The organism is Bacillus sp. CECT 9360, assembly GCF_918741275.1.
Lineage (GTDB): Bacteria > Bacillota > Bacilli > Bacillales > DSM-1321 > Peribacillus.
The window spans coordinates 251,344-266,271 of record NZ_CAKKNA010000006.1 but is presented as its reverse complement, the minus strand read 5'-3'; the positions used below and the strand labels follow the sequence as shown (position 1 = coordinate 266,271).

General features: G+C 34.4%; 15 protein-coding genes and 2 pseudogenes. 7 read left to right on the top strand and 10 right to left on the bottom strand.

The features are described from left to right. Window positions 1-105 precede the first annotated feature (105 nt). The 4 genes from LQ216_RS09800 to LQ216_RS09785 all read right to left on the bottom strand — a co-directional run bounded on the left by LQ216_RS09800 (window position 106) and on the right by LQ216_RS09785 (window position 1,605). Entirely contained in the window at window positions 106-333 is a 228-nt protein-coding gene (locus tag LQ216_RS09800) for a hypothetical protein (RefSeq protein WP_230129110.1), read from the bottom strand. Between the two features lie 53 nt (window positions 334-386). Then, window positions 387-557, bottom strand: coding sequence for a hypothetical protein (locus tag LQ216_RS09795; protein WP_230129109.1), 171 nt, complete (start codon window positions 555-557; stop codon window positions 387-389). Window positions 558-619: 62 nt separating this feature from the next. Continuing rightward, window positions 620-1,267, bottom strand: a complete 648-nt coding sequence (locus tag LQ216_RS09790; RefSeq protein ID WP_230129108.1) for an ImmA/IrrE family metallo-endopeptidase — start codon at window positions 1,265-1,267, stop codon at window positions 620-622. After that, on the bottom strand, window positions 1,267-1,605 hold the full coding sequence (locus tag LQ216_RS09785; RefSeq protein ID WP_230129107.1) for a helix-turn-helix transcriptional regulator: 339 nt from the start codon (window positions 1,603-1,605) through the stop codon (window positions 1,267-1,269). The genes LQ216_RS09790 and LQ216_RS09785 overlap by 1 nt, the downstream gene beginning before the upstream one ends. Window positions 1,606-1,748: 143 nt before the next feature. Here LQ216_RS09785 and LQ216_RS09780 point away from each other — a divergent pair, with 143 nt between their 5' ends. From LQ216_RS09780 to LQ216_RS09765, 4 genes are read left to right on the top strand one after another with little or no spacing between them, the layout of a single operon-like run. After that, entirely contained in the window at window positions 1,749-2,822 is a 1,074-nt protein-coding gene (locus tag LQ216_RS09780) for a Wadjet anti-phage system protein JetD domain-containing protein (RefSeq protein WP_230129106.1), read from the top strand. Beyond that, the gene (locus LQ216_RS09775) at window positions 2,815-4,317 is read left to right on the top strand and encodes a hypothetical protein (RefSeq protein ID WP_230129105.1); all 1,503 of its coding nucleotides are present in this window, start codon (window positions 2,815-2,817) and stop codon (window positions 4,315-4,317) included. The genes LQ216_RS09780 and LQ216_RS09775 overlap by 8 nt, the downstream gene beginning before the upstream one ends. Beyond that, window positions 4,314-5,066, top strand: coding sequence for a DUF6063 family protein (locus LQ216_RS09770; protein ID WP_230129104.1), 753 nt, complete (start codon window positions 4,314-4,316; stop codon window positions 5,064-5,066). Before LQ216_RS09775 ends, LQ216_RS09770 begins: the two co-directional genes overlap by 4 nt. Window positions 5,067-5,070: 4 nt before the next feature. Further along, on the top strand, window positions 5,071-9,513 hold the full coding sequence (locus LQ216_RS09765; protein WP_230129103.1) for a hypothetical protein: 4,443 nt from the start codon (window positions 5,071-5,073) through the stop codon (window positions 9,511-9,513). Between the two features lie 251 nt (window positions 9,514-9,764). Here LQ216_RS09765 and LQ216_RS20510 read toward each other — a convergent pair whose 3' ends face one another. The 3 genes and pseudogenes from LQ216_RS20510 to LQ216_RS09755 all read right to left on the bottom strand — a co-directional run bounded on the left by LQ216_RS20510 (window position 9,765) and on the right by LQ216_RS09755 (window position 11,177). Continuing rightward, a complete protein-coding gene (locus LQ216_RS20510; RefSeq protein WP_354958799.1) occupies window positions 9,765-9,872 on the bottom strand; it encodes a hypothetical protein in 108 nt (35 codons plus the stop codon). Between the two features lie 22 nt (window positions 9,873-9,894). Then, a pseudogene (locus LQ216_RS09760) lies at window positions 9,895-10,271 on the bottom strand (ATP-binding protein). A 345-nt stretch (window positions 10,272-10,616) separates the two neighbouring features. Next, window positions 10,617-11,177: a hypothetical protein gene (locus tag LQ216_RS09755; protein ID WP_230129102.1), complete on the bottom strand. Its 561-nt coding sequence runs from the start codon at window positions 11,175-11,177 to the stop codon at window positions 10,617-10,619. Between the two features lie 298 nt (window positions 11,178-11,475). Between LQ216_RS09755 and LQ216_RS09750 the strand changes: the two are divergent. Next, window positions 11,476-11,802: pseudogene (locus LQ216_RS09750) on the top strand (SMI1/KNR4 family protein); the annotation flags it as partial. A gap of 53 nt (window positions 11,803-11,855) precedes the next feature. Here the strand turns inward: LQ216_RS09750 and LQ216_RS20355 are convergent. The 3 genes from LQ216_RS20355 to LQ216_RS09740 form a co-directional block, all read right to left on the bottom strand. Beyond that, a complete protein-coding gene (locus LQ216_RS20355; RefSeq protein WP_290369255.1) occupies window positions 11,856-11,981 on the bottom strand; it encodes a hypothetical protein in 126 nt (41 codons plus the stop codon). Between the two features lie 61 nt (window positions 11,982-12,042). Further along, window positions 12,043-12,267, bottom strand: a complete 225-nt coding sequence (locus LQ216_RS09745) for a DUF3006 domain-containing protein (RefSeq protein ID WP_230129100.1) — start codon at window positions 12,265-12,267, stop codon at window positions 12,043-12,045. A 1-nt stretch (window position 12,268) separates the two neighbouring features. Further along, a complete protein-coding gene (locus LQ216_RS09740) occupies window positions 12,269-12,658 on the bottom strand; it encodes an MBL fold metallo-hydrolase (RefSeq protein WP_290369256.1) in 390 nt (129 codons plus the stop codon). Between the two features lie 170 nt (window positions 12,659-12,828). On the opposite strand from LQ216_RS09740, the gene comGA reads away from it, so the two are divergent. Continuing rightward, entirely contained in the window at window positions 12,829-13,899 is a 1,071-nt protein-coding gene (gene comGA / locus LQ216_RS09735; RefSeq protein WP_230129098.1) for a competence type IV pilus ATPase ComGA, read from the top strand. After that, window positions 13,886-14,917: a competence type IV pilus assembly protein ComGB gene (gene comGB / locus LQ216_RS09730; RefSeq protein ID WP_230129097.1), complete on the top strand. Its 1,032-nt coding sequence runs from the start codon at window positions 13,886-13,888 to the stop codon at window positions 14,915-14,917. Before comGA ends, comGB begins: the two co-directional genes overlap by 14 nt. Window positions 14,918-14,928: the final 11 nt, after the last annotated feature.

Here is a 14,928-nt window from a genome sequence, read left to right as displayed (position 1 = left end):
CCACCTTTCAATCCCCCAGCTAAACAATAATTCAAAAGAAATATTATAGCTTAGCAGGTTTATATTATGGAAGAAAAGTGTTCAATCTTATCTGGCGGAAACTGTTCAATTTAGTTTAGCAGTTACATAAGGTCGGAATTCTAATCCGTGTTTTTGTATTAATGATAGAGCTTCATTAGAAAGTGAGTTTCCGTTTGGTACATAGTATTGTTCAGAAAGTTCACCGTTTGTAATGATAGTTGTATGCACCATTACATCATCAAATTTGTTACCGTTATAACGAGAAGATCCGTGTACGACAACTGTTGCTTCTTGAGAAATTACATTTACCATTTTAATATCATCCTTTTCTAATAATAGTTTCAATAAAGATAAAAAAGATATCTCTATTTTTCTTTTCTTACACCTTTAAATGGTGTAGATGAGCTTGTCTTTTGATCGATAAATCTACCAGTCTCAGAATCTCTTTTTATCCAATTACTATTTGGTCCCTGAAACTGACTTCTGCCTGATAATGCACCAATACGTCCATTACCAGGTTTTCCGTTTTTATCCATATTATCACCTCCTTAAAATCATTGTTGTGTTGATAATCAACTCAACATTCTATTTAAAAAAATTACAACTCAAAAGAAAGTTGTCCAGAAGCTTCTTCTTTTGAATTGTAAATGTCTTTCCCATCGAAATAAATCAGATTTAACTGCTCTAGCCTAATCTTAAGTGCTGTTATAGATACGTTAAATATATCACGCAGTTCATACAAATCAGCCCAAATAACATTTCTTGTTTCTTTTATTTTACTTATGGCAGAAACAACTATTGGTTTAGGCATTAGAATGCATCCTGCGAACATGTCCGCTTGAAATTCCTCTGGCGGTTTTTTTGACTTACTTCTACAATAAAATACCTTTTTATTTGAAAATAAATCAAGAATAAGTTGTGATTCATCTGTTGCATGCAGAACCCAATGACCTAGTTCATGTGCAAATGTAAAATTCCTAGTACCGATAACCGTCTCAAATAGATCTTTTTGACTCTCATTCATTACAATCATTTTCTCCGTTGGAAAGATAGCTGCCATTACTGTTTCATCCTTATTTAAATGGTCTATATTCTCCCACAAGATTGTTAGATCGAAGTGAAACTCAATTATTTCTTCAATGGGTATAGAGAAAGGAGAGCTTTGTTCTCCGATATCAATACCATAATCAGATAAGATATTTTGAGTAATTGTCTCCATTTTACTAGGAGATATATACTTTGCCATTAATCCTTCTCCTTATCAATAATCTTTCTTATCTCTTCCCACTGTTTGGTAGATAGTTTAGATGCACTGCGAAGAAAAACAGGTACATGTTCATTTTCGGTTATTATCTTATGAAAATCACTTGGAACTTTTTTTGCAGAGATTAGCAATTTATCTGGATCAATATTAAACACTTCTGCCATTTTTAATATTTTGTCTTCAGCAGGTGACTCCATTGAACCATTTTCTATTTTACTAATATATGTAAAATCAATTCCGATGAGTTCAGCTAAGCCACGTTGCGTAATCTTATGCTCTTTACGTAACGATTTTAATAGCTCCCCAAATTCACTCATCATATTTCACCTCTCATGTAATTTATACCAAAATGTTGAGGGACTTGTCAACATTTTATTTTTATGTTTAAATTCAATTATATGGAATTTATAAAATAGAAAAACTCTTGATAGTTTAATTAATGCAAGTAAAAGGGGATACGTCAATGCCTTATTTCTATGAAAGACTAAAAAGCTATTTCCATTCATTTAAGCAACAATCAAAAAAGAAATTAAATATAGAAGAGTTAGAACAATTTGTAATAACTGAACTTAACTCTTTTGCTGAATATCAAAAGCTCGGTGGATATCAAGAGTTTTATAATAGCATCCAGCTGCTAAAAAAAGACGGAGTCTTAGTACCAGTGAAAAAAAATAAGCCAAACGGAAGAGATCCCATTCTTCCAGTTCATTGGTGGTTTATACCTCCACATAATGAGTCAAAATGGGAAGCTATAAAAATGCTTCAAATGTCAGATAAGATTAAGTTGAATTCTTATAAATCCAATCCACTACTTCAGACAGAAGATGAATGGAATAGAATTTCATCGGTTTACCATTTTTTAAAAAATTCTACAAATAGGGAAGTAATTTCAAGAGAAGAGCGTTCACTTGAATTATTTAATGATGAGAAATTCCTATCAGAAACAGAAGGAAGAGCATTTTTGTCAAGGATTGGAGTAGCACTTGGCGATCTCAAAGCAGAAGCTCACGGTGAACCTTTCGTATTTTGGCTCCAACCTGGTAAGGAATTAACGGATATCAACACGGTTTTAATTGTTGAAAATAAGTCATTTTTCCATACATGTGTTAAGTTGATGCGAAGGAATGAATTATTGTTAAATCCACAAGTCATTATTTATGGAGAAGGAAAACATATCGAAAATAGTTTTTCATTCTTTTTTGAAATGTTTCCAAAAAATGAGTACCACTTCTACTATGTAGGAGATATAGATCCGGAAGGTTGGGGGATATATTACCGATTATTGCAGAATTTTCCTAACACAAATTTTCAATTAGCGGTCCCATTATACCAAAAGATGATTGAAATTTCCAAAAAAGATATCACTGTAAATCATCATAAGAATGAAAATCACTTAGGTTTTATCATAAATGAACTTGATTCTAGAGGTGAATATGAAATTAAAGATAATGTCAATGAACTATGGATTCAAAATATAAGGATTCCACAAGAAGTTTTAACGATAGAAACACTTTCAAGGGGAGAGGTAAATGAATGATACGCTAGATGGATTTGCGGAGAGAATGAAAAAAATAAATCCGCTAATGACTCTTGGACGAGGGATGCAGCTGGGAGATTTAAAGCCATATGTGCAAAATATTTTGTTATATGTAATTCTTGAGATTTTTTACCGTGAGCTAAACGATGAGACAAGCCGTAGCAAAAAGGATATTGAATCAATCGTTGTTGATGCAATCCAAAAATTAAACTTGTCCTCAACACCTGATCAAATTGAGCGAATAACAAATGGTTTAATTTGTAGCGGACCAATTGAATTTAATCAACCATTTGAAAACTACTATTACGATGAAAATACAAATGATTTTCAAACACAAACATACCGCTATCTTGAAACGGACAGATTGTATTCAGAGCTAGAAAGCGGAGGTAACATCATCTATAAGTTAACAGATGTTGCTCAAGAAATAGTATTTATGACAAGAGAGCTTCAACAAGAATTAACGATTAGCATTGAACAACTGTACAGCTTGCAATTGATAAAGAGAGGAAATTTCAAAAGAGCAATAAAGAATTTTGACACTTTATTAAGCAAGGTACGACGCCTAATAAACGAAGAATACCTATTTCAACAAGAATTAATTCAAAATCCAAAGATACTAGTTTTGCAAAAAGACTTACAGCGGGAGCAACGTCAAAAGGATATTCAAAGACAATTTGAAGATGAAAAAAAATCCTTTGATGAAATATTAAGATTAATAAAGCGTGCTAAAGATCTACCAGATTATGAGGATATCCAACTAGAACTTGATTTGTTATACGAAAAAGCAGAGATAACAAGAGAATACCATGATAGGTTCGCAAATCTTGTAATACAAAATATCGCCCTTGAAGTGAAACTGAAAACAGAGCATCCAGAAATGTTTTGGGAGAGATCAATTGCCTCTTTCAAAGAGCAAATTTTTGACGAGTGGATCGTAAAACATGGTGTTAACGATTTTTCTGCGGTCGAGAAAATTATAAGCCCGTTGTTCTCTCCTATAAATGAATTTTATTTACCACTTGATTGGATATGGAATGAGCAAGAATTTCATACTGTGATCGAAACCAACGAGGTTGAAGAAGAGAATGATGAAGAAGAGGAGTTTGAAAGAAAAGTTACAGACTGGGAAGCGGTTACTGATGCATGGGAGCCAGTCATGGACTACCTTTTACAAGAAGGAGAGTATTCATTAGCATCATTAAGCGAATTACCAAAACAATCTCAAGATGTATGGTTTTATGAACAAGAAACCTTTGAGCTATGGATGATGTTTGGAACACCAATAGAGATCCCACCGATAGATCTTCATTCGAAATATAATGACGAACGATTAATATTAATTCAACATTTAATTAAGCGAAGTGATCGCTTTAAGAAACTGCAAAATAAAAAAATACTTGCAACCTATGACCCTAATCAAGAAGCCATTCATTGGTTTAATGTTTCAATTACATCATTTAAGCTTCAGGTAAGGGGAGGGCAATTAACATGAGTTTAGGAACTGAAGAGTTGCAAAAGGGATCGCAAATATTCTTTCAACTTTTATCAAATCGGATACTCGGTAGTGATAGTGAGTATTACCAAATATATTACAATGTCCCTGAGATTAAAGAAGTAGTAACTACGCTTGCAAAGGAATCAAACACGCAAATTATACAAGCCCATAATCGCTTACATTTAGTTTCAAAAAAGGATGAATCTATCTTTGCGACAAACTTTACTCACCTAAAGAGCAAGTATTCAGAAATCGAAAACAAAAAATACTTCCATTTAATCTCGACTATTATAATGGTTTTTCTAGCTGAAGTAGATAAAGAGAAAGCCACACAGCTAAAATGGCAACAGCAAGGAATGACTTTTTATTCAATTGAACATTCTGTATCGAAACTACTCTCTCATTGGGATGCAAAATTAAAAGACAATGACACCTATGGAATTCAAAAGGGGGTAAACATGAGAGAAATCATTGATTTATGGAATGGATACGAAATAAAAATCGAGGGTAAGAAATTATCTACTAAAATTCGTCCCAATAAAAAATCTAAATTAGGATTTATCACAACAGCATTCAATCTATTAGAAGATGAGAAACTGGTATTCGTCGCTGATAAAGATGATATTCCTAAAGTAATTCCGAAAACAGAATTATACGAACGTCTTCAGTATCTGTATCATAACCACGATAGATATCAAGAATTCAAAGAAATTATAGAAAAAGATATTCAAGATAAGGAGGATTAGGTATATGCCAAGAATGTATCGATTTAGAGTTGTAGGTTTGAAGTATAACAAAATGAAAAAGCGATATGATGATAAAACTTTCCAATTTCATAACAATCAAGAAGCGGTAAGTGCCCTTATATCTTTGGTTAACGGTGGTGGTAAAGGGGCTTTACTACAGACTATTTCACAAATTATGATTCCAGGTACGTCGTGGGGAGCAAAAGATGAGCGTAAGTTTAAACACTTTTTCTATAACGAGAAAGCTCAATTTAAGCCATATGTATTCTACGTACTAATTGAATGGCTTCTTGATACTCCTGACAGGCAATTCTTACTTACTGGTGTGGTTCTAACTGCAGAACAAGTCATAACTAAAAATGGAGAAGAAGTTGCTACTAAAATTAAGCCCAAATTTAAATTGTTCACAAAAAATTATACAGACGATTCCACTGCAAATTCTCTTTCAAATTTACCCTTAGAAATCATTCTTAATTTTGAGAAGGCAGTAAGTAATTTAGAGGATAACAAAATAGAGCTTTATGGCAAGCCAGCCGAATTTTATAGGCATGTTGAATCATTCGGTCTTTCAAGAGAAGAATGGGAAATCATGAAACGTATTAATAAAGAAGAAGGTGGAGTAAAAGATTTTTTCAAAAATGCTGAGGATAATCACAGTCTATTTCACCTAAAGATTATTCCAACGATAAGCCAGCAATTACGCCGAAGAGATAACAATGGCTCTACGACAGAACTAACAGAAATTTTTAAAAGTCAAGCAAGTATTGCGAAGAATTTACCTGTTTTAATGAAAAGAGAAAGCTCGTTAAGAGAATTAATAAAATGGATAGAACCCTTTAAAGAGAGTGTGCAAATTGGGCTTGATATTATACAAGATGAAAAGAAAAACGAGCAAAGAGGATTTCAGTATGTTAAAGCATTTGAGCAATTAATTGGTTTGCAACAGATTGATTTAGATCAGTATAAAGAAAACATAACTACTATTAGCAAAAATCTAGAACGAATAGATTGGGAAAAAGCAAATTTAAAATATGCAAAACTATACCGCCAAATTGAAGAATTACTTGCTGAACTAAAAGAAGAAAAATTAATTCTCTCTGATATAAATAATAAAAGCAATGATCAACAGAAGTTATTAGATCATGCTAGAGTAGAGTTGCTTTTAGTCCAGCGAGACGAACAAGTTAAAAAGATTCAGCAAATTGACAACGAAGTAAATACAATCCGAAAGAGTTTTGAAAATACGGAGATTGAGGCACGTTTAACCTCACTTCAAGCAGAAATTAAAAAGGATTGGGAAAAGGTATATCCGAGTCTTAAACTAATAATCAAAAATTACAATTCTTATCAAAAATATAATATGGATGAAAGAAAGCGATTAGAGAAAGAGAAGGAAAATCAAATACAAACTAGGGCTAATCATAAGTCCAGAGAAAATTTATTAACCGATAGTATAAATGCTTTTAACTCATATTCAAATGAAATGAAAGAAGAATATGGCGAGAAAATAATATATAAGATCGACCCATTGCTTCAAAATCTCCAACAGGAATATGAATTAGCTCACAAAGCAAAAGATCAGGCAACAAAAAAATATAGAGAAAGCATCGAAAAACAAAAGGATTTATCTGGAAAAATCGGGGAGATTAAAGCTGCTATAGTAGAAAAGAAACGATTTTACGATGAAAAAAAACTTAGCTTTGAACAACAAATTCAACAAGAACAAGCAATAGGAAATGAGATATCTATTATATTGCAAGAGGGAATAACGGAAGACATACAAAACTGGCTCCATGCATCTCAACATAAGTTAATGAATAAGCTTCAAGAGTCAGAACACAACTTGCTCAATGCCAGGGAAAATCAGTGGAAGAAACAATTAGATGTCTCCTTAAGCAAAACCCCATATTGGGTAGCAAACCATGATTTGAAAATGGTTAAGGAGTTATTAGATTCTGAAGTAGAAATATTTTATGGTACAGAATTTTTGCAGACTCTTCCTATTGATAAGAGGATTGAAGAGCTAGAAAGAAATCCACTATTAGTACATGGCTTAGTCTTGACTAAAAAAGAGTGGGAAAAGTTAAACAAAAACGGTACAAGAAAAAATATACTTCTCCATTCTCCAGTAGCCATTTTTATTAGAGAAGAAATGGATAGTAAGAATAAGAATTCGTTTGTGTTATTAGAAGAGCAATCACAAAATATGGTACTTGATGATGAATATTTTGTAGATTGGAAACAAGATATTAATAATCAACTTAGCAAGGCTAAAGAATTAGTTCATCAATATGAAAGCTTCTCAATGCAATATAATAAATTAATAAAAAAGCTCACTTTATTACTGAATCAACCCTCTTCAGTCGATATTGAAAAAATAATGCAAGAAACAAAATCCAAAATTGGAGAGTTGACACGGGATAAAACATTAGAGGAATCAAACCTTCAAAAATTAGAAGCAGAAGGAAAAACTGCTTACAATGAAATTGATGTCCAAATAAAAAATATTGAAAAGATTGAGGCGGATCTTGAAAAGGTTAGAAAATACAAAAGTAGGAAACAAGAAAATGATTCCTTCAAAGATGAGCTAGTACAACTGCAAAAGGAGCTCATTAAAGATGAGGAAATAATTAGTGACCTAGGTAAAGAACAAGAAAAAATGGATAATTTGATTAGAGATTGGGACAGGGTATTTTTAAACTGGAAGCAGGAAAGAAAAAGTGACTTTAAACGTATTAGTCAAGTTATATCAAATGCTGAATTTCCAGAAATAAGTGAAAAAAGTGATTATTGTGAAAAACCTAATCTGAATAATGATATATTCAATCAAGTCTTTGTTAAACTGACAGAGTTTGAGGCATTAAATCAATCACAACTGGAGAAGAACCATCGTTTAGATATATTGGATGTAGAACGGAAGCATCACGCTGATAACAAAGGAAAAATCGAAAAAAAGTTAGATAAGCTCTCAAATAATTGGGTGAACTTCCCAATACAAATCGAAAATGAATCTATTTTGGAAAGTAAAATTGAATTGTTAGAAGATGAGCTCGATGAAACATATGCAAAGCAACAAAGTCAGAATACAATTGTTAATCAGTTAAATGGTAGCATAAAATCCAAAAATGAAATGTTAACTGAAATTGAAACTGAAATTGTTGATAAAAAGAAAAGAAATGTGGAAACGTGGGATGAGTTAGATCTGGATGAAAAAGGATATTCAATTGAAGTAGAATATCACAAGGTTTCTCAAGAAGAAATAGAAACAAACGAACTAATATTTCTTACTCAAGGAAAAATAAATGAATACGTTAGGTATAAAGACGTTATTAAATCAAATCTATCAGAAAATATTGATGTAGTTGTGGAAGCGAGTATTGTTCAATTACTACAAGAAGAATCCGAGAAAATTGTAGGTGACTGGACAAAACAGCGTAGAAGCCTTGTTTCAAAGAAAGATAAACAACATCTTGAAATTGATATAGCACACTCTAAACTAAAACAACAAGTTAATGGAGCTAATTGGGACTTGGATTTGAAAACCCAAGTTGAAAAGACTCTTGAAAAGTTACCCTTAAGGGAATATAATTATGTGCTTCAAACTATAGAGGGAATGCATACTTTTGCAATATCATCACTTAGCCAATTGTCAAAAGACAAGGAGAAAGCAGAAGAAGCACAAAGTTATTGGGCTACCAGGGCTTCAATGAAAGTAATATCAATTATTGACCATTTGAAAATGATGATTAAGAAAATGGTAATTGAAAATGAAAATGGATATAAATTTCCATTAGTAAAACTTAAACATGAAGAATTACCTGATAAACCAGAGGATATTGAATATGTTTTAAAGCAACATTTTTCCAAATCAATTGAGCAAATTACGAAAAAGTTTGACAAGATTGAAAATGGGATTCCCGAGTTGGATGAGGAAATCAATAAATTGATGAGTGATGAGCAAATTGTCTTCGAAGCTCTTCGACACAGATATCCAACTTTAATGGTTTATAACCTGCAAACGAACAATGCTTTTAGATATGAACGACCTAAAGACGAATACTTTTCTGATTGGGAAACAATTAACAAGGGTTCAGAAGTAGAAACAAGTGGTAGTGGAGGTCAAGTATTATCAGCACGAATGGTAATCATGATGATGTTACTATCACTAAAGAGTCATTCACAAAAATGGACAACTCTAATTTGTGATAATCCGTTCGGTCAAGCAGCATCTGAGCATGTGCTTGATCCGATCTTTGCAGCAAGTGAGCTACTTCGTTTTCAATTAATCGTTGTAACGCCTCCTGAACTTGTTAAAACTGAAATAAGTCAGCGTTTTCCAGTTTATTACGCTTTGGAATTAAGAGAAGAAAAAGGTATTGAAAAAATAAACGAGACTGTACAGTACAGCTTCAGAACCTATCATGAAACGAGATCTGTAATGTCATAAGAAATAAACAGTCCTATCAGCTCTGGATAGGACTGTTTATTTTTATTTTGTATTTATAAATAATTCCAAGATATAAAAATTGATCCTTTTTTTGACCTCCCTGATTTAAATTAATGTGCATTATTCTAAAACATCATCACCAAATACTTCATAAATGATTGAAAGGAAGTTTTCTTTACAGGGATGTCAATACCGGTTTAGAATTCCCCAATTTCGCCGGAGGACTTTTCAGTCCTTCTGTTTTTCTATACTCATTTGCTTCTCTCTAAGTCTGTAGCTGCCACCTTGTAAGTTAAAAATTCTAGATGATGCAAAAGCCGGTCTAGCAACGCAGTCGCGATAATTGGGTGCCCAACCATTTCTCCCCATTCCCTAAACCCTTTATTTAATAGAGCCTCGCTCATACCTTCTGGATATTACCTGAAATAAGTAATGAGCACTTTGAGGATCGAGGTTCAAATATCCAATTTCATCAATGATCAGGACAGAAGGTTTTACAAAAGCCATCTTCTTCTCCAGTTTGTCCTGCTGTTCGGCTTTCCTTAGCTGAGAAACCAGATCACTAAGAGTAATGAAGTAGGTTTTTAACCCTTTTGAAATAGCTTCCATACCTATAGCTACTGTAAGGTGAGTCTTTCCTATACCAGGTGGTCCTAGAAAAATCAGATTCTCTTTGGCACCAAGGAATGAAGATTCATTAACTCTCCAATTCTTCTTTCATCAATGTCAGGCTGAGCAGTAAAATCAAATTGATCCATCGTTTTACGGTAAGGAAACCTCGCAAACTGAAGTAAGGTCTTCTTCATTCTTTCCCGGTATTTTTAATCTATAAGTTGTCGTGTCTTCCTAAATACTCTTCCATTTCTCTCTTAACACCAATAGCCAAATCTTTAGCTCCAATTGAGACTATTGAATATTGAATTGGTTGACGGAGTGAAATTAGTTGATCTGTGGTTAGCTGGATTGGAAAATGCCGAACAAGAAATACAGCAAGTTATACCAGGATTTGTATAGTATTTAGCCCCTCTCATATGAGAAGGGCTGTTATAATATTTAATTTTGTATCATTTGAGATAAAGCAGGAATGAAAGGTTGTATTATTGTCATATGGTTTGCAGCGCTAGTGATAAACTCGGTGTATAATTCATTAATTTTCTTGTATTTTTAGTACCCTCTAATCCATTTACAAGTTCTCTTAATTGCGCTTTTTCCTGTTCATCATTTATATTTTCTTTTAGTGATTTCCTTAATTCATCAAATAGATCATCTGGAGACATGTCAACAATATTAATTGAATGGTCTGTTGAATTGTTATTTATTCTTGCATTAGCACCATATAAGTTATATATAATTGTTTGTTCTGTTTTCTTTTCCTTCTCCATTTTTTCTAACTCTCTTTCAGTTAAATAGTACCCTTTAAGTTGAAATACACTTCCTTGGATAACTTGACTTTTCTTATCATCAATATAATATTTATTTTTTGAAATCTTCCCAACAAGCCGATCACCAACCTCTATATCTGTGTTGGGATAAAACCCTATATAAGCTCTGTTTGTTTCTTTTTCACGATTAGGTACTCCTTCAACTTCTTCGATTTTAATATCATTCCTATATACCTCAAATTGTTCTCCACCCATTTCCATAAATGATTCTAAATCTGTCATTTTCTCTCCTCCTTCAAAATAATAACTGCATTTTTTGAAGTTTTGGCTTTTTAACAATTTATACCACCTCAAGTATACATTTTCAAAACAATTTATTAAACCCGTTCAAAATTTTTTTAGAGAGAGAGGAAGTTTAATCATCAGACACAATTATAAAAGTGAAATTCTAGTCTCTGGATACATACTAGAAAATTAACGGAGCTGGAAAGACTGATTTGAAAATAGAAGCGGAAAGTCGGTGTCATCACAGGAAATACTTAAATAAAAAAGACCCCAAGCAAAGGGTCAATGTTACAAAAACTTTTTAAGTTTGCACAACGGAGCTAAATTATTTATAAGTTCAGAGTTTGGAAACGCATTTGAGCTATATTCTATAAAAGAAATTTTAGAAGATTATGAGAATATTGATTACCCTCCTGGATGGTTTCCTATTGGAACCGGATATGATGGTGGAAGACTTGTCATAGCCCCATCGGATGGGCAAAAAGGGTATATATATTGGTTAGATTCAGGTGCGGATTTCGACGTCCCTGAAAATTTTCTGAAGTTAACTTTTGAAGAATGGTTAGATTATTTTATTGTGTCGCAAGGTAGTATGTTTTGGGAATGGTTAAGGGAATATTAATCTATTAGATTAAAAACAAAATAAAAATCCCTTCCGTTTGGAGGGGATTTTTATTAAATCTTCGGCCGTTTTTTCTTTTCTTCTTCTTTTACTTTCTCACTAATTATTTTATATAATAGGTCATAAGCACGTTCTTCTGTTTCTTTGAAATTTGGCCCTTTAATAATTGTTACTTTCATCTTATCTCTCCTTTTATTCGGTTTTTAGAAAAAAGCCCTTCTAATCAGAAGGGCTTCACCTTTAGTCTTCCCAAACTTCATCCATAAGGTCTTCAATTTCTTTTCTTAGCTTTTCCGTTTCACTGTTCAAAACTTTCACGTTATCACCGGAGATTTCTACTACATCTCCAGCTTTAGCTTCTTTTGGGAAGATATCTTTTGGAAAATCTACTGTTTCACCAGCAACTTCAACCACAGCGATACTTCCTTCGAAACGGTCAATAACTCCTTTTGTTACTTCTAGCATATTATTTCACCGTCTTTACACTTATTGTTTTACCGTTAGATGTAAAGATAATATTCCCACTTTTATCTGTTCTATATATTTTTGATTTAACAGCGGACAATCGTTTCACTGTATAAGAAGTAGGATGTCCATAAGAGTTTTTACCTACGCTGATTGCTGAATAGGTTGGTTTTGCTATGCTGAGAAACTTCGAACTTGATGAAGTCTTTGCCCCGTGATGCCCGACTTTTAATACATCAACCTTAGAAATTAGCTTTTTAGACATCATGTCATTTTCTGATTGAAGTTCCGCATCTCCAGTCAATAAAAACTTCTTGCTGCCATGCTTCAGGGATAGTACACCTGACCAATTGTTTAGATCAGACTTAGAGTACGTTTTGACTGGGGCAATAAATTTGATTTCTGCCTTCTTGTCTTTATCGGGAATGAAATGTTCACATTTAAAGTAAATAAATAAGCTGAATTAATCCGAATTTTTTTAACTTTTTTTGCAAAATAAGAAGGAAAACCTAAAACAAAGTCGAATTGTATAAAGCAAACAGATTTGGAGGTGAAATATGGTTGGAATCAATTGAAAAAACGGCAGAAAGAATTCTTACGCATGCAGTCCGGCTCGCTGCATCAGACATCCACATCCTGCCTAGGAAAGATCGTCCCCTCGTACAGTTCCGCATCGATAACAAGCTTTATCCGCAAGACATGATTACCCAGGATGAACTAGAAAGAATGATCTCCCATTTGAAATTTCTCGCATCGATGGATATCGGTGAAAAGAGACGCCCGCAAAGCGGCTCAATTACGATGAAGATTGATAACAAAACCATCGGCTTACGTTTATCCACGCTTCCCGCATCTTTTTCAGAAAGCCTCGTGATCCGCTTAATTCCACAGCAGAATATTCTTCCTTTGGAACAACTATCCCTTTTTGGCAATACTGCGAATAAGTTATTGGCTTTCTTAAAACATTCCCATGGGATGATTATTTTTACCGGCCCGACCGGAAGCGGGAAAACGACCACTCTTTATTCTTTGCTGCACCATGCAAAAGAAATAATCAACCGCAATGTCATAACGCTCGAAGATCCAATCGAGAATGTGTCAGAGCAGATGCTTCAAGTCCAGATCAATGAAAAAGCGGGGATCTCTTACTCGGTAGGCCTAAAAGCGGCCTTACGGCATGATCCAGATATCATCATGGTGGGAGAAATCCGGGATGCGGAAACGGCGCAGATAGCAGTCCGAGCGGCGTTGACCGGGCATTTGATCCTTACAACGATGCATACCCGTGATGCAAAAGGAGCTGTCTACCGGCTGCTCGAATTTGGGATCAACTGGATTGAGATCGAACAGACCTTGATTGCGGTAACGGCCCAAAGACTTGTGGAATTAAAATGTCCTTTTTGCCAGGACGCCTGTACTTCGGAATGTCATGTCCATAAAAGAAATAAGCGGGCAAGCGTCTATGAACTATTGTATGGCAAAGGGCTTGTCCAGGTATTAAAGGCAGCGAAAGGGGATCAAGCACAGCCAAATCACCGTCAATTGAAGGATGAGATATCGAAGGCGATTGCTTTTGGGTATGTTAAACCGGAAGAATATGATCGATGGGTGCACGGACATGAAGCGAAGTAGATGGAAAAAGAATGAACAAGCCCTTTTTGTCATCAGACTTGGTGAGTTGCTCGAAAATGGCTATCCGCTTTCCCACGCGATCCAGTTCCTTCAATTGCAGGAATCCAAGAAAAAGGCGGCGGAATTAACCGTTGCGCTTTCAAGGTTAAGAGAGGGTAATCCACTACACACAGTATTGGAAATGCTGAACTTCCATCCGCAATTGATCAGCTATGTATTTTATGGCGAGAATCACGGCGACCTGCAGCGGGCGCTGAAAGATGGGGGTAGTTTTTGGCTTAAGAGAACGGAAGATCTGGAGAAGATTAATAAACTGCTTGTTTATCCGCTTTTTCTGTTGATTTTTGTCGGCAGTATCTTTTATATCCTTCAGCGAGTCCTTTTGCCCAAATTTCAGGTGCTCTTCCAATCGATGGATGTCGAGCAAAATCTATTTCTAAAAATCGTTCTGGCTATTTCGGAGTTTCTTCCATCGGTTCCTTTTCTTCTTCTTGCCTTGGCGGTTATCGTCTTTTGCCTGAGACAGTTTTGGTTTATGAAGCTAAATCCCCTGAAACGACGTAAGCTCCTTCACCATATTCCTGTCTTTGGAAAATTCCTCAAACTCTACGATACCCACTTTTTCTCAAGTCAACTTAGCGGTTTACTTTCAGGTGGCTTGTCCATCAACGAAAGCATTCGACTCTTCTCCGAAAACAACAGCCAACCCTTTTATCAAAAATTATGCATTCTCATTAAAAAGGAATTAACAGAAGGCAAGACTCTCGAAGATATCTTTAACAAATTTTCTTTTTTTGAAAAGCACTTAGGGATCATCATTGCTAACGGACAAAAATATGGGACGCTCGACCAAGAGCTTTTTCACTACAGTCGATTTGTCCTTGTTAAGATTGAAGAAAAAACCAGCGCCGCGATCCGCATTATCCAGCCAGTTCTGTTTTCTGTTATCGGATTATTGATCGTCTCGATATATTTGGCTGTGCTACTGCCGATGTTTTCCATGCTGGGAGGATTATAAGGAGGAATTAA